Here is a 20342-nt window from a genome sequence, read left to right as displayed (position 1 = left end):
TCAGCGCAGGTGCGAGGCCCCGTTGAGATCGAGGATCGCACCGGAGGCCCAGGTCGCCTCCGCCGAGGCGAGGAACACCACCGCGTCGGCGACCTCCTCCGGCTCGGCGACCCGGCCGAACGGGCTCTGCTCGCGGATCTCCTCGGTCAGCCGCCCGGCCTGCCGCTCGGTGGCGGTGAAGCCCGGCGCGACCGAGGTGACCGAAATCCCGTGCGGGGCCAGTGCGACCGCGAGAGACTGGCCGAGCGCGTGCAGCGCCGCCTTGCTCGCCCCGTACGCCGGATGCTCGGGCTCCCCGCGGAACGCCCCGCGCGAGCCGATGTTCACGATCCGGCCCGGCGCGCCGCGGGCGATCAGATGCCGCGCGAAATGGAACGAGATGTTGGCCGCGCCCAGCAGGTTCACGTCCACTGTGGAACGCCAGACCTCCTGCCAGTGCTCGTAGGAGACGTCCGCGATCGGGGTGGCCGTCTCCGCCGAAGTGCCGACCGCGGCGTTGTTGACCAGCACGTCGACCCCGCCGAGCTGCTTCTCCGCGATGTCGGCGAGCCACTGCGCGGCGGCCGGATTGCCCAGGTCGCCGGACACCAGCACATGCCCGGAACCGGGCAACGCCTCCAGCGTCTCCCGGGCCGCCTCCCGGTTCGATCCACAGTGGACGGCGATTCGGTCGCCCCGGGTGGCGAAGGCGACGGCGATGGCGCGCCCGATCCCGCGCGAGGCACCCGTGACCAGGACGTTCATATAGCGAACAACTGCGACTCGTCACGAAACGCCTTGAATTCCAAGGCATTGCCGGCCGGATCGTGCAGGAACATGGTCCACTGCTCCGCCGGCTCCCCGGCGAAACGCTGATACGGCTCGATCACGAACTCGGTGCCCGCGGCCCGCAGCCGCCCGGCCAGCTCGTGGAACCCGGCCACGTCGAGCACCAGCCCGAAATGCGGCACCGGCACCTCGTGCCCGTCGACCGGATTGCGGCCCGCCTCCGCCCGCGCTCCCGGCACCAGATGCGTGACCACCTGGTGGCCGTGGAAGTTCCAGTCCACCCAGGACGGTGCCGAGCGGCCCTCGGCGAGCCCGAGCACCCCGCCGTAGAACGCGCGGGCGCGGCCCAGGTCGTCGACCGGAACGGCCAGGTGGAACGCGGGGCGGACGGACATGCGCACTCCTCGGGCTCGGCTTCGTGACCCCACGTTGACTCGCGAATGTCCAAATGTCAACATTAACCCGTGGAAGTCACCCAGCTCCGGAAGGCGGCCCGCCGCGGGCTCGCCGAGGAGGCCGCCGACCGGGTGCGGGAAGCGATCTTCGCCGGTCACTTCCGTCCCGGCGCCCCGCTGCGCGAGGTCGAGCTGGCCACTTCGCTGGGGATCAGCCGCGGTTCGGTCCGGGAAGGCCTGGCGCTGCTCTCCCGCGAGGGCTTGATCCACGGCGGCTGGCACCGGCCGACCACCGTGGTCGAGGTGACCGCCGCGGACGTGGAAGAGGTCTACTCCGTCCGCGCCGCACTGGACCGGCTGGCCGCCACGACCGCGCACACGCACGCCACGCCGGACGAGCTGGCCGGGCTGGACGCCCTCGTCGCCGAGCTGACCACCGCGGTCCGCGAAGACGCCGACGGCCCGCGCCTGCTGGCCCTGGACATCGCGTTCCACGACCAGGTGTACGCCGCCGCGGGCAACACCCGGCTCCGCGAGGCGTGGCATGCGGTGCGCTCACAGGTGTTCCTGTTCCAGCTGCAGCGGATTTCCCTGAGCCACCGCCACTACCGCGCGCGCGTGGTCGCCGAGCACCGCGAGCTGGCGACGCTCATCCGTGCCGGGGAGACCGAACGGCTCGCCCGCGCCGCCGAGGACCACGTACACTCCGCACGGCAGAGCCTGCTCGCCGAACTCCGCGGGTAACTGCCCGCGGATCAGCGCCGAACTGACCATAAAGGACAGTGTGGCCAGGTGACAGGATGAAGGTCTTGCCGGGCCACCACCTGCGTGCGCAACGGACTTGATCAACGAGCGAGGCTCCGTCCGGGACCGTGCGCCGTGACACAGCGGATCTCTCACACGTCGTTTCCGAGCACCGCGAGCTGGCGGCACTCATCCGCACCGGGGATCGAACAACGCGGCCACACCGCCCAGGACCACGCACGCTCCACGAGCAGGAAACGCGGTGAATCCCTTGCCAAGCAACCACCTCCGAGCGCAACCGGCTTGATAGAGCCCGATCGACGCACCAGACACCCGGACCGAACCACGCGCTCAAACCAGCCACCGACACCCACCCCGCCTCCGAGGCACCCGGCGCTCAAGCCGGCTCCTTGCCGATCCCGGTCGCGGCCACCGTGACCGGCCTGATCGAGCCGGTCGTCGCGCTGGTCACCACCGCCTGGACCGTCTGGTACCTCAAGCGGGTCGCGCAGCGAACGGCCTGACCGCCCGGCTGCAGCGAGCCCCGCACTGACCACAAAGGACAGTGTGGGCGCCGCTGTGCTCAGCCGCCGAACAGGTCGACCACTTTCGCGATCAGCTCGACCACGCCGTAGGCGAACGGGGCCAGCACCCATACCCAGGCGAACACCAGCAGTGCGGTACGTCCGGCGGACCGGCCCTCGGCCGGGGTCGAGGTGCTCATCGGGCCTCACTTCCCACCGGAATCTCCTGGACCGGTTCGTGGTAGCGCGCCTTGACCGGGCGCACGAGTTCGTTGGCGACGAAGCCGACCACCAGCAGGCCGATCATGATGGAAAAGGACGTCGAGTAGAGATCCGGGCCGGTCTTGCCGGCCGCCTTCTCGCTGTCCGCGATCCCGTCCACGATCAGCGGCCCGAGCACCCCGGCCACCGACCAGGCGGTGAGCAGCCGGCCGTGGATCGCGCCGACCTGATAGGTGCCGAACAGGTCCTTCAGATACGCCGGGAGGGTCGAGAACCCGCCGCCGTAGAAGGAAAGGATCAGCATGGCGCACAGCACGAACAGCAGCTTCGAGCTGTTCGTGGTCAGCGCGATCACCAGGTACAGCAGCGCGCCCACGCCGAGGTAGAACCGGTAGATGTTCTTACGCCCGGCCATATCCGACAGCGAGGACCAGACGAACCGGCCGAGCATGTTGGTCAGCGAAAGCATCGCGACGAACCCGGCCGCGGCGGCCGTGCCGACCGGGGCCGAGGTGTCCTTGAAGAAGTCCGTGATCATCGGCGCGGCTTTCTCCAGGATGCCGATGCCCGCCGTGACGTTGAGGCACAACACGATCCACAAGAGCCAGAACTGCGGCGTCTTGATGGCGTTGGCCGCGGAGACGTTCGCGGTGGAGACCAGCGGCTTGGCCGCGTCCGCCTCCGGTGACCAGCCGGCCGGGCGCCAGCCGTCCGCGGGCACGCGCACCAGCAGCACGCCGAGCGCCATGAACACCGCGTACACCAGCCCGTGCACCAAGAAGGCCACCGCGATGTCGCTCGTCTCCGGATGGCCGCCGAGCATCGCCGAGGACCACGGCGAGGCGACCAGCGCGCCGCCGCCGAAGCCCATGATCGCGATCCCGGTCGCCATCCCCGGCCGGTCCGGGAACCACTTCATTAGCGTGGACACCGGCGAGATGTAGCCGATGCCCAGCCCGATGCCGCCGATCCCGCCGTAACCGACCACCACGAGCCAGAACTGCCCCGTGGCGACGCCGAGCGCGGAGATCAGGAAGCCGGCGGAGAAGCACACCGTGGCCACGGCCATCGCCCAGCGCGGGCCGTTCTTCTCGACCAGGGTCCCGCCGAAGGCCGCGGACAGCCCGAGCATCACGATGCCCAGCTGGAACGGCAGACCGGACTCGGTACCCGACAGGTGCAGCGTCTTCTCCAGCGGCGTCTTGAACACGCTCCACGCGTAGGCCTGGCCGATCGACAGGTGAATCGACAGCGCGGCGGGCGGGACCAGCCAGCGGGTCCACCCCGGCGGGGCCACGATCCGGGCACGGGCGAGAAAGCCGGGGACGGCCATTGTCAGAGTCCTCCGAACAGTCGGGTGCCCACGAAATGTATTACCAAACTGTCGACATCGCACCGCCCAAATGTCGTATGTCTGGTTCGCCTCGCCACGATTCCGCGGCCGGGGCAGCGCCGGCGCCCTGGGCGCATGTGCGCACCTGGCACCGCGCTCGACGGGGCTTGTACCGGGAGAATGTCACGATTGGATTCCGGCCCGGTGGAAAGTCCACAAAAGTCCACATGGGAGTCACCGGAACGTCCACAGTGGCCGAGCCGCCCGAAACCGCCCGCGTTGTCCGATGCCGGTTATGACTTGGTTAACATCCGCGAGAAAGATCACCAGACGCAACGATCTTGCTCCGGTTGACGTCCTACCCTGTGCGAAGAGGGAGGCTCAGGTGGACGAACCAACCGGAGAGCGGCGGCGAGTGAGCCGTCGTTCCCTGCTGATCGCGGGCGCGTCGGGGCTCGGCGTGGCCGGTCTCGTGGTGGGCACCGCGACCGGTGTCGTCCCGTTCAGCCCGGCGTTGCAGCGCGCCCTCGGCGTCGCATCATCCACTCCGGTCACCCAGCTGGGCAGCATGCGGGTGGAGCGGGTGTACTCCGCCGCCCGCGGGCGCATGGTGAACCTGGTGTTCCTGCTGCCGAGCAAGCAGCCGAAGCGCGGGCTGCCGATGTCGCTGCTCCTGCACGGCCTGCACGGCAACGCCCGCACCGCGGGTCCGAGCGGTCTGCTCAAGCAGCTCGGCAGCGAAGTCGCGCGCAAGTCCGTGCCCGCCTACGGCTACGTCGCCGTGGACGGCGGCGACAACTACTGGCACCAGGTCCGCCCCGGCGACGATCCGATGGCGATGCTGCTGGAAGAGGTCCCGCAATGGCTGCGCCAGCGCGGGTTCGGCGGCACGGACGGCCTGCCCTTCGGCTGCGCGGGCGTGTCGATGGGCGGCTTCGGCGCCCTGCTGTACGGCCGCCGCCGGGCCGAACGCCGCCAGCCCCCGGCCGCGCTCGCCGCGATCTCCCCCGCGCTGATCACCTCCTGGCCGGAAATGGCCAAGCGCCACATCTTCACCGGCTTGACCGACTGGACGGACCTGGACCCGCTCCGGCACACCGAGGCGCTCGCCGGCATCCCCACCGCGATCTACTGCGGCACAGAGGACTCGTTCATCACCGGCGTCCGCGAATACATCGCCGCCACTCACCCGGCCGTGGCCTACACCGCGAAGGGCAAGCACGGCGACACGTTCTTCCGCAGCGTCGTGCCGAGCATGGTGGGCTTCCTCGGCAAGCACCTACCCCGACCGGTCTAGCGGGTCCGGTGCGCGCCAGGTCTGTGAAGGGGCCCTTCACGGACTCTGAGTCCGTGAAGGGCCCCTTCACGGACCTACGCCGTCTGCGCAAGGCCCTCACACCGACTTTGCCGACACCCTGGACTCTGAGGCCGTGCATGGTCCCTTCACGGCCCGGTCAGGAGACCCAGCGGCCGACCACGGAGACCAGCCAGAACCCCGCCATGGCGGCCAGGGCGGTGAGCATCGACCAGCGGAACCGGTGCGCGCGGGTCTCGGCGGTCCGCAACCGGCGCAACAGCAGGTAGGTGACCCCGAACAGCGGAATCGGCAGCAGCGGCAGCGGGGACCGCCGGGTGGCGATCGCGATCAGGCAGACCACGGTGCAGGCAGCCAGGAAGATCTCGACAGCGCGGAAGAGCCACGGGCAGCGGTTCAGGATGGACGCCACCACGCGCTCGCTGAGCTCGACGAGGCCCACCGGGGTGGGCCTCGGCCCGGCGACTTCGGGAAGCACCGCTTCGGCCGGGTTGGCGGTGTCATCCCCCGGGGGTGCGGTCAGCGGCACGGTCGTCATCCTGTCCATTATCGCGCCTGCCGCACGCACCGTGACAGCCGACTCCTGTTGAGAATCTCCGCGGGTGCCGGGGGGCGGGCCCGGCGTCAGGCCGACTTCTCGCCCCGCTCGCTACGCGTGCGGCGGGAGGGCTGCCGGGCCACGATCGTGGGATTCACGTTCTCCCGGACGGTCTGCTCGGTGATCACGACCTTCGCCACGTCGTCGCGGCTCGGGATGTCGTACATCACCGGCTGGAGGACTTCCTCCATGATCGCGCGCAGGCCACGGGCGCCGGTGCCGCGCAGCACCGCCTGGTCGGCGATCGCCTCCAGCGCGGTCTTGGTGAACTCCAGCTCGACGTTGTCCAGCTCGAAGAGCTTCTTGTACTGCTTGACCAGCGCGTTGCGCGGCTGGGTGAGGATGGAGACCAGGGACTCCTTGTCCAGGTGGTTCACCGTGGCCACCACCGGGAGGCGGCCGATGAACTCCGGGATCAGGCCGAACTTGATCAGGTCCTCGGGCATCGTCTCGGAGAACACGTCGCTGCCCTCGATCTCGGCCTTGGTGCGGATCTCCGCACCGAAACCGAGGCCGCGCTTGCCGACCCGCTCGTTGATGATCTTCTCCAGCCCGGCGAACGCGCCGGCCACGATGAACAGCACGTTCGTCGTGTCGATCTGGATGAACTCCTGGTGCGGGTGCTTGCGCCCGCCCTGGGGCGGCACCGAGGCGGTGGTGCCTTCGAGGATCTTCAGCAGCGCCTGCTGCACGCCCTCGCCGGACACGTCGCGGGTGATCGACGGGTTCTCGCTCTTCCGGGCGATCTTGTCGACCTCGTCGATGTAGATGATGCCGGTCTCGGCGCGCTTGACGTCGTAGTCGGCCGCCTGGATCAGCTTGAGCAGGATGTTCTCGACGTCCTCGCCCACGTAGCCGGCCTCGGTCAGCGCGGTGGCGTCGGCGATCGCGAACGGCACGTTCAGCAGCTTCGCCAGGGTCTGCGCGAGGTAGGTCTTGCCGCAGCCGGTGGGGCCGAGCATCAGGATGTTGGACTTGGCCAGCTCGACCGGCTCGTCCTTGGAGTCCTTGGGACCGCTCTTGTCGTCGGCCTGGATCCGCTTGTAGTGGTTGTACACCGCGACCGCGAGCGTCTTCTTCGCCTCGTCCTGGCCGATGATGTACTGCTGGAGGAACTCGTGGATGTCCGCGGGCTTGGGCAGCTCGTCGAGCTTGACCTCGCCCGCCTCGGCGAGTTCCTCCTCGATGATCTCGTTGCAGAGGTCGATGCACTCGTCGCAGATGTACACCCCGGGGCCGGCAATGAGTTTCTTCACCTGTTTCTGGCTCTTTCCGCAGAAAGAACACTTCAGCAGGTCCCCGCCGTCACCGATCCGTGCCATGGCCGTTGACCTCGTCCCCTCCGGTGCGCGGGGGTGCGCACCTGCACTCTCTCTCTGGCGGTCCCGGGCCCGGGGGCTCGCCCGGGCCGCACGCATTGCCACCGACGGTACCCGTCCGGAGCCGTGAGCGGGAGCACCCCGGCCGGTTGCGGGCACGTCGAAGTTCCGACAGTAGACCAGCGGGCCGGTGCGCGGCGAGGATTGCCCGCGCACCGGCCCGTCCGATCAGTTCGCCGAGGCCTTCCGGTACGGGAGCACCTCGTCGATCAGGCCGTAGGCCTTGGCCTCCTCGGCGGTGAGGATCTTGTCCCGCTCGATGTCGGCCTTGATCTCGTCCGGCTCCTTGTTGGTGTGCTTGGCCAGGATGACCTCCATCTGGCGCCGCACCCGCTGGATCTCGTTGGCCTGGATCTCCAGGTCCGAGACCTGCCCGTAGGTGCCCTCGGTGGCCGGCTGGTGGATCAGCACGCGCGCGTTCGGCAGCGCCATGCGCTTGCCCGGCGTGCCCGCGGCCAGCAGCACCGCGGCGGCCGAGGCCGCCTGGCCGAGGCACACGGTCGAGATGTCCGGGCGGATGTACTGCATGGTGTCGTAGATCGCCATCAGCGACGTGAACGACCCGCCCGGGGAGTTGATGTAGATGCTGATGTCGCGGTCCGGGTCCTCGTGCTCGAGGTGCAGCAGCTGGGCCATCACGTCGTTGGCCGACGCGTCGTCCACCTGCACGCCCAGGAAGATCGTCCGCTCCTCGTACAGCTTGTTGTACGGGTTGGACTCCTTCACGCCGTAGCTGGTGCGCTCGACGTAGGAGGGGAGGATGTACCGCGACTGCGGGGTCCGCGGAGCCCGGAAGTCACCCGGGAGCCGGAAGTTGCTCATGATGCTCTCCTGTGTGCTTCGGGACTCAGTTGCCGGAGTTCAGACCGTTGTCGCGGGTCAGCACGTGGTCGACGAAGCCGTAGTCCTTCGCCTCCTGCGCGGTGAACCAGCGATCGCGGTCGCCGTCCTTGATGATCTGCTCGGTGGTCTGCCCGGTCTGCTCGGCGGTGATCTTCGCCAGCTCCTGCTTCCACTTGTTGAACAGATCGGCCTGGATCGCGATGTCCGAGGCGGTGCCGCCGACGCCCGCGGAGGGCTGGTGCATCAGGATCCGCGCGTGCGGGAGGGCGTAACGCTTGCCGGGCGTGCCCGAGGAGAGCAGGAACTGCCCCATCGAGGCCGCCATGCCCATCGCGTAGGTCGCCACGTCCGGCTTGATCAGCTGCATGGTGTCGTAGATGGCGAACCCGGCGGTCACCGAGCCGCCCGGCGAGTTGATGTAGAACCGGATGTCCGATTCCGCGTCGTCCGCGTCGAGCAGCAGGAGCTGCGCGGTGAGCCGGTTGGCCACCTCGTCGTTGACCTCGGAACCGAGAACGACGATGCGCTCCTGGAGCAACCGCTCGAACACCGAGTCGGTGAGGGTGAGCCCCGCGGTGCCGGTCCGCCCCTCGGGCATGTGCTGCGTCACGTGTGCCTGCCTTTTCGCCGGCGCCGACCCTGGTGCAGGCCGGTGCGCCGCTGTCGTTCTTCCGTGCTGGAACCTTGTCTTCGACCCTAACGAACTCGGGCGGTGCAGAATGCCTGACACCGCCCAAGTTCGCTTACAGCTTTACTCTGCCGGGGTCGTGACCGCTTCCTCGGTCGCGGGGGCCTGCTCGGCGTCCTCGTCGCCGCCGAACAGCTCGCTCAGGTCCACCTCGGCGCCCGAGGCGTCCTTGACGGTGGTGCCGCGCACGATCGAGGCCAGCGCCTTGCCACGGCGCACGTCCGCGTAGATCGCGGTGAGCTGGCCGGACTGCTGTGCCCGCTGCACGTACTCGTCCGGGCTGACGCCGAAGCGCTGGGCCTGGTAGAGGATCCGCTCGGTCAGCTCGCCGTCGTCCACCGTGGTCTGCTCGTTGTCGGCGATGGTGTCCAGCAGCAGCTGCGTGCGGACGGCCTTCTCCGACTCCTCCCGGACCTCGGTGTCGAACTCCTCGACACTGCGGCCTTCGGCCGCCAGCGCCTCGGCGAACTTCGCCTCGTCGTGGTCGTAGGGGTGCACCGCGTCGTGCTTGCGGTTCTCCACCTCGGACTCGAGCACCTTCTCCGGGATCGGCACCTCGGTGCGCTCGAGCAGGATGTCCAGGACCTTGTCCCGGGCCTGCACGCCCTGCTGCATCTTCTTCACCCGGCCGAGGCGCTCGCGCAGGTCCGCGCGCAGCTCCTCGATGGTGTCGAACTCGCTGGCCAGCTGGGCGAACTCGTCGTCGGCCTCGGGCAGCTCGCGCTGCTTGACCGACTGCACGGTCACGGTGACCTCGGCGTCCTGCCCGGCGTACTCGCCGGCCACCAGCTTGGTGGTGAAGGTCTTGCTCTCGCCGGCGTTCGCGCCGATGATCGCCTCGTCGATGCCGTCCACGAGCTGGCCGGAGCCGATCTCGTAGGACAGGCCGCTGGTCGTGGCCTCCTCGACCGGGGCGCCGTCCACCGTGGCGGACAGGTCGACGGAGACGAAGTCGCCGTTCTCGGCCGCGCGCTCGACGCCGGTCAGCGTGCCGAACCGGGCCCGCAGCTCGTCGAGCTGCTCGGCGACCTCCTCGTCGGTGGTCTCGACGTCGTCGACGCTGATCTCCAGGCCCGCGAGATCGGGCAGCTCGATGGCCGGGCGCACGTCGACCTCGGCGCTGAACTCCAGCACGTCGCGGTCTTCGAGCTTGGTCACCTCGAACTCGGGCTGGCCCAGCGTGCGCACCTCGCCGGCCCGGACGGCCTCGATGTACTTGGCCGGGATGGCCTCGTTGACGACCTCGTCGAGCACCGGCGCGCGGCCGATCCGGCTTTCCAGGACGCGAGCGGGCGCCTTGCCGGGCCGGAAGCCCGGGATGCGCACCTGCTGGGCGATCTTGCGGTAGGCGCGATCGAAGTTCGGCTTGAGCTCGTCGAACGGCACCTCGACATTGATCTTCACTCGCGTCGGGCTGAGCTGCTCGACGGTGCTCTTCAAGGTCTTCTCCTCGAGCGGTAAAAGATATGGGTGAGAACGTCCCTCGGGACGGCCCCGGTCACCTGCTGACCGGGACATCCGAGTCTAGGCCAGCGGTGTGACGTCACCGGCCCGGGGGCCTTCGCGCTCCCCGCCCGTCCAGCGGCGGGGAGCGGCCGCGGCGGTAGCGTCCGGGTGTGGTTTCCCGGCAGCGCCCCGAAGAACCCGCCGAAGCGGCCGCGCGGCTCACTGGCCGGACGGTCGCCCGCGGCGGGCGCAGCGGCACGCTCAGCGCACTGGCCATGACCGACGGTGACACTCTGATGGTGAAGCACGCTCCGGGTGCCGCGGCCGCCGAAGCCGCCGGATTGCGCTGGCTCGCCAAAGCCGGTGCGGTGGCGGTCCCGCGGGTACACGGAGCCGACGCGGACTGGCTCGTAATAGACGTCGTCGAGACCGCGTCGCCGACGGTCGCCGCCGCGGAGGCCTTCGGCCGTGGGCTTGCCGCGCTACACAACGCTGGTGCACCGTCGTTCGGCGCACCTCCCCCGGACGGCCCAGTGGATGCACGGATCGGGCTCGCGCCGATGCGGAACGTACGCAGGGACAGCTGGCCGCAGTGGTACGCCGAACACCGCGTGCTGCCGTACGTGCGCGCGGCGGTCGATTCCGGCGTGCTGACTGCCTCAGAAGCGACAGCGCTCGAACAAGCCTGCGCGCGGTTCCCTGAGACGGCTGAAGCGCCGGCTCGGCTCCACGGTGATCTGTGGAACGGCAACGTGCTGTGGGGCGAGCACGGTGCCGTCCTGATCGACCCGGCGGCGCATGGCGGGCACCGCGAGACCGACCTGGCGATGCTGCACCTGTTCGGCAGCCCACATCTGGACCGGATCGTCGCCGCGTACGACGAAGCCGCGCCGCTGGCCGACGGTTACCGCGAACGGATCCCGATGCACCAGCTGTTCCCGCTGCTGGTGCACACTGTCCTATTCGGACGGTCATACGCCGCGCAGGCGCTGGCCGCGGCGCGGTCTGTCGGCTGAATCCTCAGCCGCGGTTCATCGGCGGGGCGCCGGTCACACCGGAGCCCGCTTCGGTGACCGACGTGGCGGTGGCGGTGCTGCCGCTTTCCGTCGCCACGACGGTGACGCTCTCACCCTTCGTGATGCCGGTGACCGTGGCCGAGTCGATCGTGTAGGTCTTGGTGAACCCGTCGGTACTCTTCGTGGTCAAGGACGTACTGCTCAGCTCGGTGACCTCGCCCGTCTGCAGGAACTTCGTCACGTATATCCCGTTGTCAGAGGTCACGAACTCGCCGTGCAAGGCCGAGCCGAGCCCGGCCCCTCCCCCAGGTCCGCCGGCGCCGCCCGGCTGCCCGCCGGGACCGGCCTGGCCACCGCCGGCGGTGCCGGACGACGAGGACGAGGTCCCGGCCCACACCGCCGCGCCGCCACCGGCGACGATCACCACGGCCACCCCGCCGGCGATCCATTTCGACCGTGCGGAACGGGGTTTCGGCGCGGGTGAGGTCGGCGGCGCGGCTCCCCATTCGGCGGCAGGCTGCTGCGGAGTAGCCGGTTCGGGATTGCGGTTCGGGGCGGTCATGGTGACTCCTGCGTTCGGTGGACGGTTCGGCTCCCACCGTGGCGACGGTGCCTGTGGCGGCGCTGTGGAATCGGTCAGCCGATGCTGTGACCGGCTTTCCGGACACTCCCGACGGACCGCACAGCGGACTCACAGGCAGCACACATCGCAGCCACACCGACTCCTCGCACGCTCAGGGTATGGAACTTCGCGCGAAGCTCGCTGCCTCCCGGTTCGGGCGGCTTTCGCTGCGCGTGAAGCTGATCGTGTCGATCGTGCTGCTGCTGTCACTCGTGTGCCTGGTGATCGGTGTCGTGAGCGAGTTCGCCCTGCGCGCGTTCCTCCTGGCGCAAACCGACGGCCAGCTGTACGCGGCGGCAACCCGTGCCGAGGAGTTCGCCACGCACGACAGTCCGCTCGGCGGACACAACCCGTTGGACGCTCCTGGGCAAGGCGCGGGCACCGTCAACGTGCAGCTTTCCGGCGGACAGCTGGTGAATGGCGGCGCCCTGTCGACGTACGGCGAGCGCATCACGCTGACCTCGGACGAGCTGGCCGTGCTACAGAGCCTTCCTCCGAACGGGCGCGCGTACACGCGCGCGCTCGGCGACCGTGGTGACTATCGGCTGACCGCGATGCAGATCCCGGGCAGCGTGGTCGTAACCGGGGTACCACTGGCCCAGATGCAGCAAACGCTGTTGACGGTTGGGCTGATTCTGTTCGGTGTCGCTGCAGCCGGGGTGACCGGTGCGGCGTTCGTGGGGGCTTTCGCGGTGCGTCGCACGCTTCGCCCGCTCGACCGGGTGGCTGCGACTGCTTCGCAGGTCTCGGAGCTCCCGCTGGACCGTGGCGACGTCGACCTGTCTGTACGAGTACCGGCCCCGTACACCGACCCACGGACCGAAGTGGGCCAGGTCGGTGCGGCGCTCAATCTGATGCTCGGGCACATCTCGTCGGCGCTGGAGGCGCGTCATTCGAGCGAGCTGCGAGCCCGCCAGTTCGTCGCAGACGCCAGCCATGAGCTGCGTACGCCGCTCGCGGCTATCCGTGGCTACGCCGAACTGGCCGGGCGGGGGCGCGCGCTGGTACCGCCGGACGTCGCGCGGTCCATGACCCGCATCGAGTCCGAGGCAGACCGGATGACAACGCTCGTCGAGGACCTGCTGCTTCTCGCACGGCTGGATGCCGGGCGTCCGCTCGATGTCGCCGAGATCGATCTGGCGCGGCTTGTCGCGGACGCTGTCGGCGACGCACACGTCGCAGGGCCGAAGCATCACTGGCAGCTGTCGCTACCCGACGCACCAGTGCTTGTACTCGGTGACGTACAGCGGCTGCATCAGGTGCTGGCCAACCTGCTCGCGAACGCGCGCGTACACACTCCGCCCGGCACGACAGTGGTCACCGCTCTCACGCAGTCGGCTGACGGCAGCGCCGTCGTGACTGTGACCGACAACGGCCCTGGGATCCCACCGCACCTGCTCCCGGAAGTGTTCGAACGCTTCGCGCGCGGCGACTCGTCCCGTTCCCGCGCAGCCGGATCTACCGGGCTCGGTATGGCCATCGCCGCAGCAGTCCTCGTCGCGCACCACGGCACCATCGAGGTCCACAGCCGCCCTGGGCGTACCGAATTCGCCGTCCGGCTGCCTATAGCGGTACCCGCACAGCGCCGTGTAACCGCTGAAAAGACCACGCGGCGACTAGAGGCGTGAAGCCGCACAGCAGGCGCACAGGCCGGACATACCACCGCCCCAGGTCGTCCCTGGAATCTGACCGTATGACCGCAGTCGCCACCCCCGAAGCACCGCCAAGCAGTCCCGCCGCGCCACGGCGAGAACCGCGGTGGATGCGGCTGTCCCTCGTTGCGCTCCTCGCCGCCACCGCTGCGCTGTACGTGTGGGACCTGAGTGCTTCAGGCTGGGCCAACTCCTTCTACTCCGCTGCCGCACAAGCGGGTTCACAAAGCTGGAAGGCACTGTTCTTCGGCTCCAGCGACGCAGCCAACGGCATCACAGTGGACAAGACCCCCGCTGCTCTGTGGGTGATGAGCCTCTCCGCGCGACTGTTCGGCGTGAACAGCTGGAGCATCCTCGTACCGCAAGCGCTGATGGGCGTCGGCGCGACCTGGCTGACGTACGCGACCGTACGGCGCACTTCCGGCGCCGCGACCGGGCTACTCGCGGGCACTGTGTTGGCCCTCACCCCCGCGGCAGCGCTGATCTTCCGCTTCAACAACCCGGACGCCCTGCTCGTACTTCTTCTCGTAGCTGCGGCCTATTGCACCGTACGCGCCATCGAGAAGGCCAGCCCGAAATGGCTCGTCCTGGCCGGCATGGCCGTCGGATTCGGGTTCCTGGCGAAGATGCTGCAAACATTCCTGGTGGTGCCCGGATTCGCCCTTGCTTATCTCGTCGCCGCGCCCACAGGACCCGGAAAACGCCTGCTGCACCTGCTTTCCGCAGGGGTCGCCCTGATCGTCTCTGCGGGCTGGTACCTCGCCGTCGTCGCGCTCTGGCCCGCCGCGGACCGGCCCTACATCGGCGGCTCGCAGAACAACAGCCTGCTAGAATTGACCTTGGGCTACAACGGTTTCGGCCGGATCACCGGCGACGAGACCGGCAGCGTCGGCGGCGGGGCCGGCGGCGGCTGGGGCAGCACCGGACTGTTCCGGCTGTTCGGCAGCGAGATGGCGGGCGGGATCGCGTGGCTGCTGCCTGCCGCCGTACTCGCGCTGGGCGCCGGACTGTGGTTCACCCGCCGCGCGCCGCGAACCGATCACAGCCGTGCGGCTTTGCTGATCTGGGGTGGCTGGCTGATCGTCACCGCTGCTGTGTTCAGCCTCATGGGCGGCATCATCCATCCGTACTACACGGTCGCGCTCGCCCCGGCGATAGCCGCACTCGTCGGTACCGCCATCGTTCAGCTGTGGCGGCTACGCGACGACCCCGTCGCCTCGGGCCTGCTCAGCGGTGGGCTCGCCTTGAGCGCTGTCACGACGTACGTGCTGCTATTGCGCGAATCGTCGTGGCTGCCCTGGCTCGCCCCCACTGTGCTCATCATCGGGTTGTTCACCTCAGTGGCGCTGTTCTTCTCCAGTCACCTCAGTCGCGTCGCTGCGCGATCCCTTGCCGTCGTAGGGCTTGTCGCGCTACTCGCGGGCACTGGCGCGTACGCCGTCGCGACAGCGACGACCCCGCATAGCGGCGCGATTCCTTCTGCAGGGCCATCTTCCAACCGCGGCATGCCTGGCGGTGGCGGAATGCGCGGTGGCGGCGGACCTGCCGGAGGGCTGCTCGGCACCTCGTCACCTGGGACGGCGCTCACCGCGCTACTGACCCAGAACACCGGAAAGTACACCTGGGCAGCTGCCACAGTCGGTTCCAACAACGCGGCCGGATATCAGCTCGCCAGCGGGCAACCCGTGCTTGCCGTGGGCGGGTTCAACGGTACTGACCCGTACCCGACGCTGGAACAGTTCCAGCAGTACGTCCACGACGGGAAGATCCACTACTTACTCGGCGAAGGGATGACCGTGTTCGGCGGCAACAGCAGTGGCAGTGATCTGTCCCAGCAGATCGTCGACTGGGTCGCGGCGAACTACCAATCGACCACAGTGGACGGTGTCGTGGTGTACGACCTGACCCCCTGATCCCACCTACACCGAACCCTTGGACAACCCGGGTTGTCCAAGGGGTTTCGTCCTGCCCGGCGAAGCCGATCGACGAGTGGCAGACCCACAGCACCCGCACAGGGACGCCACAACGTCACCAAAGCCCCACAGACGACGGTGAACGCCATGAACGCCACCGCCCCCTCCCGCAGCAGCGCCGGCGACGTGCCCGCACCGCGGCCCGGGACGACCCCGGTCGGCCTCGGCGGCCCGCAACCCGTGCTCGACGTCGTCATCCCGGTCTACAACGAAGAAGCCGACCTCGAACCGTGCATCCGCCGTCTGCATGCCTATCTGGCCGAGCGAGTCGGCTACCCGTACCGGATCACCGTCGCGGACAACGCGAGCACCGACCGCACGTTGCAGGTCGCAGAACGACTCGCCCGTGAGTTCCCCGAAGTAGAAGTACACCACCTCGACGAGAAGGGCCGCGGACGCGCCCTTCACGCGGTCTGGTCCGCTTCGGACGCAGCTGTGCTCGCGTACATGGACGTCGACCTATCGACGGACCTAGCCGCACTCGGGCCGCTCGTCGCGCCACTGCTGTCCGGACATTCCGACGTCGCGATCGGCAGCCGGCTCGCGCGTGGCGCCCGCGTCGTACGCGGACCGAAGCGCGAGTTCATCTCGCGCTGCTACAACCTGGTCCTTCGCGGCGCACTGGCCGTGCGGTTCTCCGACGCGCAGTGCGGCTTTAAGGCGATTCGCGCGGACGTCGCACACCGCCTCCTGCCGCACGTACAGGACACCGGCTGGTTCTTCGACACCGAGCTGCTCGTGCTCGCCCAGCGCGCCGGGTTGCGGATCCACGAGGTACCCGTGGACTGGGTCGACGATCCGAACTCCTCGGTCAACCTCGTCGCCACCGCGACCGCCGACCTCAAGGGCCTCGTACGCATCACACGCGCAACCTTCACCGGGCAGATCCCGGTACACCGGCTGCGAGAGCAGCTCGGCCGGGAACCGATCGGAGTGGAGGCACCCGGCGTGTCCCCCAGCCTCGTCAAGCAGCTCGTCCGGTTCGCCGCGGTCGGCGTCGCCAGCACCGCCGCGTACCTGCTGCTGTTCCTGCTCCTGCGCACCATGGTGGGCGCGCAGGCAGCGAACTTCACCGCACTGCTGGTGACGGCAATCGCGAACACCGCAGTCAACCGCCGGGTGACCTTCGGCGTACGCGGCCGCGCCGGAGCCGGACGGCACCAGTTCGAAGGCCTGATCGTGTTCGGCCTCGGACTCGTGCTCACCAGCGGTTCGCTCGCGCTGCTCAACCACACCACGCATCCCGGAGTCGTCCTGGAGACCACCGTTCTCGTGCTGGCGAACCTCGCCGCCACGGTGCTCCGCTTCCTGCTGCTGCGCGGCTGGGTCTTCAACCCCCGCCGCGGCCGCACCGCACCCGAGGAGTCCTGATGACGGCCCTGTCCGCCCGCCCTGCCACTCCGCAGGCGCGGGATCCGCAGCACCGCAAGGAGAATTCGCCGCCGTGGGTGCGCCCGGCGGCGCTCGGGCTGTTGGCACTCACGGCGGTGCTGTACTTCTGGAACCTCACCGCCTCGGGGTATGGCAACTCGTTCTACGCCGCCGCGGTGCAATCCGGCACGCAGAACCTGGAGGCCTGGCTCTTCGGCTCGCTCGACCCGGGCAGTGTGCTCACTGTCGACAAACCGCCTGCCGCGCTGTGGGTGGGCACCGCGTTCGCCCGGGTCTTCGGTTTCTCCAGCTTCACCGTGCTCGCCCCGCAGGCGCTCATGGGCGTCGCCTCGGTCGGGCTGCTGTATCTGACCGTGCGCCGGGTTTCCGGTCCGGTGCCCGGACTGCTGGCAGGGGCGGCCCTCGCGCTGACCCCGGTGGCCGCGCTGATGTTCCGGTTCAACAATCCGGACGCGCTGCTCGTCCTGTTGCTGATCGCGGCCGCCTATTGCACGATCCGCGCGATCGAGAAGGCGAGCCCGAAGTGGCTGGTGTTCGCCGGGGTCGCGGTCGGCTTCGGCTTCCTGACCAAGATGATGCAGGCCTTCCTGGTGCTGCCCGCGTTCGCGCTGGCGTATCTGGTCGCCGCGCCGACCTCGCTGGGCAAACGCTTGCTGCACCTGCTCGCCGCGGCCGGCGCGCTGATCGTCTCCGCGGGCTGGTTCGTCGCGCTGGTCGAGCTGTGGCCTGCCACGTCCCGGCCCTACATCGGCGGTTCCACCGGGAACAGCCTGCTGGAGCTGGCGCTGGGCTACAACGGCCTCGGCCGGATCTTCGGCGGCGAAGGCAACGGCGGGGGCGGCGGATTCGGGGGCGGAGGCGTCGGGAACACGATGTTCGGCGGCGCCTCGGGGCTGGGCCGGATGTTCGGCGAGAGCTTCGGCACCGAGATCTCCTGGCTGCTGCCCGCCGCGCTGCTCGGCCTGGTGGCCGGGCTGTGGTTCACCCGGCGGGCGGCGCGCACCGACCGTACCCGTGCCTCGTTGCTGGTCTGGGGCGGCTGGCTGCTGGTGACCGGGCTGGTGTTCAGCTTCATGGGCGGCACCATCCACCCGTACTACGCGGTGCAGCTCGCCCCGGCGATCGCCGCACTGGTCGCGATCTCCGGGCACGCGCTGTGGCGCGGTCGCGCACACCTCGTCCCGCGCGTGCTGCTGGGCTCGATGATCGCCGTGACCGCGGTGTGGGACTACATCCTGCTGGACCGCACCTCGACGTGGCTTCCGGTGCTGCGCTGGGTGATCGTGGCACTCGGGCTGATCGTCGCCACGCTCGTCGTGGTCGGCCTGCCCCGGATCCGCACGCTGATCGCAGGCGTCGCGGTGGCCACGATGGTCACCCTCGGCGCGGGCACCGCGGCTTACGGCGTGGAGACGGTTTCCTTGCCGCACAGCGGTTCCATCCCGACTTCCGGTCCGGAGACCACTGGCATGGGCCGGATGGGCGGCGGCGGGATGGAGCAGACGAGCAGCGCGCTCGGCACTCTGCTCGCCCAGACCACCACTACGTGGGCCGCGGCGACTACCAGCTCGCAATCCGCGGCCGGCCTGGAATTGGCCAGTGGCAAGGGCGTGATCGGGATCGGCGGCTGGTCGGGCAGCGATCCGGCACCCACGCTGGCGCAGTTCCAGCAGTACGTGGCCGAGGGCAAGATCTCGTACTACGTGGACGGCGGACGCGGCGGTGGCCCGGGTGGCGGATCGAGCGAGATCGGCGACTGGGTCGCGGCGCATTTCACCGCCACCACGGTGGGCGGGCAGACCGTGTACAAGCTGATCTCCTGACGATCTTCCGGGGTGTGTCCGGAGAGACAGCCGCAAGATCGGGAATCCTCAGCCTGTTCCCAGGAATGGAGCGCATTCTGGGTACAGGCGAGGGTTCCCCCTCAGAGAAGTCGGGGAGGTCATCATGACCGGATTTCCACCGTGGCACACCGCCAGCGAGCGAGGGCCACGCGAACGCAATGCGGACGCCGTGAGCGCCTACGCCGCGGCCGGCGCCCCCGGGATCACGTTCGCGCTCGCCGACGGGGTCGGGGACGATCCCGCGGCGGGCCTGGCCGCGCGGACCGCGGCAACGGCCGCGGCCCGCACCCCGGTGGCGGACGGGCCGGTCGCCGCGATCCTGAACGGCCAGCAGGCCGTGCAGAAGCTGGGCGGCACCGGCGACGCGGTGATGGTGGTCGCGATGCCGTTCGAGGGCGGCTACCGGATCGCCTGGGTCGGCGACTCCCGGGCGTACGGCTGGGACGGCCACATGGTCCGCAAGGTGACCGAGGACCACACCATGGCCGAGTACTTCCGCCGCCGGCGGCAGCCTTACACGGCGCGGATGGAGCACGTGGTCACCACCAGCGTGCGCACCACTCGGCCGGACGAGATCGGCACCACCGAGGTGGTCGGCGGCGGTCTGCTGCTGACCAGCGACGGTGTGCACAAGGTCGTTCCGCCGTCCACGATCGACGCGATCCTGGCCGATCCGTCGGGCGGCGCGGCCGGGCTGGTGGCCGCGGCGATCGAGCTGGGCGGACGGGACAACGCGACCGCGCTGTTCGTGGAACCGCCCGCGGTGGACCCGGCCGTGATCGCGACGGAGCCGTTTCGCACGGCCGCCTGAGGCCCGCTGAGCGCGAGCGCTCGGCCGCTCCGTGACCAGGGTTGGTCGGGGACCCGGCGGCGGGCGCTGCGGAGGTGTGTGCGACCACCTCGTGGCGTGCGCCGGACCGGTTTCGGGGCTGTGAAGGGGCCCTTCACGGACTCAGAGTCTGTGAAGGGCCCCTTCACAGACCTCCACACCGACTTTGCCGACACCCTGCGCTCCGTGACCGTGCGCGGCGATCTTCGCGCACGGTCACGGAATGCCGGTGCCGATCACACGGGTACCGGTGTCAGGCCGCTGCCCGTTCCCGGCGGAGCTGCTGGTATTCCCGGTACACCAGCACGATGATCAGCGCGTCCACGGCGGCGAAGAACGGCAGCGCGATCGAGCTGGTCTCGATCGCGCGATAGATCTCGTAGGCCACGAACGCGGCCAGCACCAGCATCGCGACCGGGTAGGCCCGCAGCCACTTCCGGGCCAGTGCCCACACCAGGCCGAGCTTGACCACGCCGTGCGCCAGCAGGTAGACCACCGCGAACGTCTTCGTGCCGCCCGCGGCGAAATGCTCGGCGGCGAGTTCGAGGTGCCGGGCCAGCGTGCCGGACGGATCGCCGAGCAGGTCGCGGGTGATCACCGCATGCGCGAACCCGGTCACCACGGTGGCCGGGACGAAGAGCAGGATCAGCGCGCCGACCAGCTGGAGGGCGCCGTCCAGCCCCTTCAGCGCGATCGCGATCCGGAAGAGCCGCTCCGTGCTGCGAGGCGCCTTCGCCGGTGGTTTCTCGCTCATCCCTC

General features: G+C 69.4%; 19 protein-coding genes. 8 read left to right on the top strand and 11 right to left on the bottom strand.

All coding sequences use genetic code 11. From position 1 onward, the window contains the following. Together ATK36_RS27195 and ATK36_RS27190 are read right to left on the bottom strand one after the other, a co-directional pair. Positions 1 to 744, bottom strand: coding sequence for an SDR family NAD(P)-dependent oxidoreductase (locus ATK36_RS27195; protein ID WP_098514070.1), 744 nt, complete (start codon positions 742 to 744; stop codon positions 1 to 3). Then, on the bottom strand, positions 741 to 1163 hold the full coding sequence (locus tag ATK36_RS27190) for a VOC family protein (protein WP_098514069.1): 423 nt from the start codon (positions 1161 to 1163) through the stop codon (positions 741 to 743). Before ATK36_RS27190 ends, ATK36_RS27195 begins: the two co-directional genes overlap by 4 nt. 69 nt (positions 1164 to 1232) lie before the next feature. Between ATK36_RS27190 and ATK36_RS27185 the strand changes: the two genes are divergently transcribed. Further along, positions 1233 to 1907: a GntR family transcriptional regulator gene (locus ATK36_RS27185; RefSeq protein ID WP_098514068.1), complete on the top strand. Its 675-nt coding sequence runs from the start codon at positions 1233 to 1235 to the stop codon at positions 1905 to 1907. 583 nt (positions 1908 to 2490) lie between these two features. On the opposite strand, the gene ATK36_RS32535 is transcribed toward ATK36_RS27185, so the two are convergent. Together ATK36_RS32535 and ATK36_RS27180 are read right to left on the bottom strand one after the other, a co-directional pair. Further along, positions 2491 to 2631: an MFS transporter small subunit gene (locus ATK36_RS32535; RefSeq protein ID WP_170069927.1), complete on the bottom strand. Its 141-nt coding sequence runs from the start codon at positions 2629 to 2631 to the stop codon at positions 2491 to 2493. After that, positions 2628 to 3986 (bottom strand): L-lactate MFS transporter, encoded by a 1359-nt coding sequence (locus ATK36_RS27180; RefSeq protein ID WP_098514067.1) that lies wholly within the window; start codon positions 3984 to 3986, stop codon positions 2628 to 2630. The genes ATK36_RS32535 and ATK36_RS27180 overlap by 4 nt, the downstream gene beginning before the upstream one ends. 385 nt (positions 3987 to 4371) lie before the next feature. Here ATK36_RS27180 and ATK36_RS27175 point away from each other — a divergent pair, with 385 nt between their 5' ends. Further along, on the top strand, positions 4372 to 5283 hold the full coding sequence (locus tag ATK36_RS27175) for an alpha/beta hydrolase (protein ID WP_245915224.1): 912 nt from the start codon (positions 4372 to 4374) through the stop codon (positions 5281 to 5283). Positions 5284 to 5440: 157 nt separating this feature from the next. Here the strand turns inward: ATK36_RS27175 and ATK36_RS27170 are convergent, their stop codons facing one another. The 5 genes from ATK36_RS27170 to tig all read right to left on the bottom strand — a co-directional run bounded on the left by ATK36_RS27170 (position 5441) and on the right by tig (position 10249). After that, entirely contained in the window at positions 5441 to 5839 is a 399-nt protein-coding gene (locus ATK36_RS27170; protein WP_245915222.1) for a hypothetical protein, read from the bottom strand. A gap of 86 nt (positions 5840 to 5925) precedes the next feature. After that, positions 5926 to 7221: an ATP-dependent Clp protease ATP-binding subunit ClpX gene (clpX, locus tag ATK36_RS27165; RefSeq protein ID WP_098514065.1), complete on the bottom strand. Its 1296-nt coding sequence runs from the start codon at positions 7219 to 7221 to the stop codon at positions 5926 to 5928. Positions 7222 to 7446: 225 nt separating this feature from the next. Then, positions 7447 to 8100, bottom strand: coding sequence for an ATP-dependent Clp protease proteolytic subunit (locus ATK36_RS27160; RefSeq protein ID WP_098514064.1), 654 nt, complete (start codon positions 8098 to 8100; stop codon positions 7447 to 7449). A 25-nt stretch (positions 8101 to 8125) separates the two neighbouring features. Then, on the bottom strand, positions 8126 to 8731 hold the full coding sequence (locus ATK36_RS27155; protein ID WP_098514063.1) for a ClpP family protease: 606 nt from the start codon (positions 8729 to 8731) through the stop codon (positions 8126 to 8128). Between the two features lie 141 nt (positions 8732 to 8872). Then, positions 8873 to 10249, bottom strand: coding sequence for a trigger factor (gene tig / locus ATK36_RS27150; protein WP_098514062.1), 1377 nt, complete (start codon positions 10247 to 10249; stop codon positions 8873 to 8875). 281 nt (positions 10250 to 10530) lie between these two features. On the opposite strand from tig, the gene ATK36_RS27145 reads away from it, so the two are divergent. After that, positions 10531 to 11271 (top strand): fructosamine kinase family protein, encoded by a 741-nt coding sequence (locus ATK36_RS27145; RefSeq protein WP_098515213.1) that lies wholly within the window; start codon positions 10531 to 10533, stop codon positions 11269 to 11271. A 4-nt stretch (positions 11272 to 11275) separates the two neighbouring features. Here ATK36_RS27145 and ATK36_RS27140 read toward each other — a convergent pair whose 3' ends face one another. Continuing rightward, positions 11276 to 11833, bottom strand: a complete 558-nt coding sequence (locus tag ATK36_RS27140) for a hypothetical protein (RefSeq protein ID WP_098514061.1) — start codon at positions 11831 to 11833, stop codon at positions 11276 to 11278. A gap of 179 nt (positions 11834 to 12012) precedes the next feature. On the opposite strand from ATK36_RS27140, the gene ATK36_RS27135 reads away from it, so the two are divergent. From ATK36_RS27135 to ATK36_RS27115, 5 genes are all read left to right on the top strand, one after another. Continuing rightward, on the top strand, positions 12013 to 13521 hold the full coding sequence (locus ATK36_RS27135; protein WP_098514060.1) for a sensor histidine kinase: 1509 nt from the start codon (positions 12013 to 12015) through the stop codon (positions 13519 to 13521). 65 nt (positions 13522 to 13586) lie between these two features. Next, complete coding sequence (locus ATK36_RS27130) at positions 13587 to 15458, top strand: glycosyltransferase family 39 protein (RefSeq protein ID WP_098514059.1); 1872 nt, start codon at positions 13587 to 13589, stop codon at positions 15456 to 15458. A gap of 147 nt (positions 15459 to 15605) precedes the next feature. After that, complete coding sequence (locus ATK36_RS27125; RefSeq protein ID WP_098514058.1) at positions 15606 to 16889, top strand: bifunctional glycosyltransferase family 2/GtrA family protein; 1284 nt, start codon at positions 15606 to 15608, stop codon at positions 16887 to 16889. Continuing rightward, a complete protein-coding gene (locus tag ATK36_RS27120) occupies positions 16889 to 18733 on the top strand; it encodes a glycosyltransferase family 39 protein (RefSeq protein WP_098514057.1) in 1845 nt (614 codons plus the stop codon). Before ATK36_RS27125 ends, ATK36_RS27120 begins: the two co-directional genes overlap by 1 nt. 124 nt (positions 18734 to 18857) lie before the next feature. Beyond that, positions 18858 to 19565 carry a PP2C family protein-serine/threonine phosphatase gene (locus tag ATK36_RS27115; protein WP_098514056.1) on the top strand — a complete coding sequence of 236 codons (708 nt, stop codon included), beginning with the start codon at positions 18858 to 18860 and terminating at the stop codon, positions 19563 to 19565. Positions 19566 to 19836: 271 nt separating this feature from the next. Here the strand turns inward: ATK36_RS27115 and ATK36_RS27110 are convergent, their stop codons facing one another. Beyond that, on the bottom strand, positions 19837 to 20337 hold the full coding sequence (locus tag ATK36_RS27110) for a DUF2127 domain-containing protein (protein WP_098514055.1): 501 nt from the start codon (positions 20335 to 20337) through the stop codon (positions 19837 to 19839). Positions 20338 to 20342 lie beyond the last annotated feature (5 nt).

The organism is Amycolatopsis sulphurea, assembly GCF_002564045.1.
Classification (GTDB): domain Bacteria; phylum Actinomycetota; class Actinomycetes; order Mycobacteriales; family Pseudonocardiaceae; genus Amycolatopsis; species Amycolatopsis sulphurea.
This window is presented reverse-complemented; position numbering and strand designations above follow the sequence as displayed.

What these genes read in the sequence shown, in the direction of transcription:
- ATK36_RS27115 (WP_098514056.1), top strand. Translation starts at nt 18,858, where the DNA reads ATGACCGGATTTCCACCGTGGCACACCGCCAGCGAGCGAGGGCCACGC.
- ATK36_RS27190 (WP_098514069.1), bottom strand. Translation starts at nt 1,163, where the DNA reads ATGTCCGTCCGCCCCGCGTTCCACCTGGCCGTTCCGGTCGACGACCTG.
- ATK36_RS27125 (WP_098514058.1), top strand. Translation starts at nt 15,606, where the DNA reads ATGAACGCCACCGCCCCCTCCCGCAGCAGCGCCGGCGACGTGCCCGCA.
- ATK36_RS27180 (WP_098514067.1), bottom strand. Translation starts at nt 3,986, where the DNA reads ATGGCCGTCCCCGGCTTTCTCGCCCGTGCCCGGATCGTGGCCCCGCCG.
- clpX (WP_098514065.1), bottom strand. Translation starts at nt 7,221, where the DNA reads ATGGCACGGATCGGTGACGGCGGGGACCTGCTGAAGTGTTCTTTCTGC.
- ATK36_RS32535 (WP_170069927.1), bottom strand. Translation starts at nt 2,631, where the DNA reads ATGAGCACCTCGACCCCGGCCGAGGGCCGGTCCGCCGGACGTACCGCA.
- ATK36_RS27135 (WP_098514060.1), top strand. Translation starts at nt 12,013, where the DNA reads ATGGAACTTCGCGCGAAGCTCGCTGCCTCCCGGTTCGGGCGGCTTTCG.
- ATK36_RS27195 (WP_098514070.1), bottom strand. Translation starts at nt 744, where the DNA reads ATGAACGTCCTGGTCACGGGTGCCTCGCGCGGGATCGGGCGCGCCATC.
- ATK36_RS27120 (WP_098514057.1), top strand. Translation starts at nt 16,889, where the DNA reads ATGACGGCCCTGTCCGCCCGCCCTGCCACTCCGCAGGCGCGGGATCCG.
- ATK36_RS27110 (WP_098514055.1), bottom strand. Translation starts at nt 20,337, where the DNA reads ATGAGCGAGAAACCACCGGCGAAGGCGCCTCGCAGCACGGAGCGGCTC.
- ATK36_RS27130 (WP_098514059.1), top strand. Translation starts at nt 13,587, where the DNA reads ATGACCGCAGTCGCCACCCCCGAAGCACCGCCAAGCAGTCCCGCCGCG.
- ATK36_RS27145 (WP_098515213.1), top strand. Translation starts at nt 10,531, where the DNA reads ATGACCGACGGTGACACTCTGATGGTGAAGCACGCTCCGGGTGCCGCG.
- ATK36_RS27160 (WP_098514064.1), bottom strand. Translation starts at nt 8,100, where the DNA reads ATGAGCAACTTCCGGCTCCCGGGTGACTTCCGGGCTCCGCGGACCCCG.
- ATK36_RS27170 (WP_245915222.1), bottom strand. Translation starts at nt 5,839, where the DNA reads ATGACGACCGTGCCGCTGACCGCACCCCCGGGGGATGACACCGCCAAC.
- ATK36_RS27140 (WP_098514061.1), bottom strand. Translation starts at nt 11,833, where the DNA reads ATGACCGCCCCGAACCGCAATCCCGAACCGGCTACTCCGCAGCAGCCT.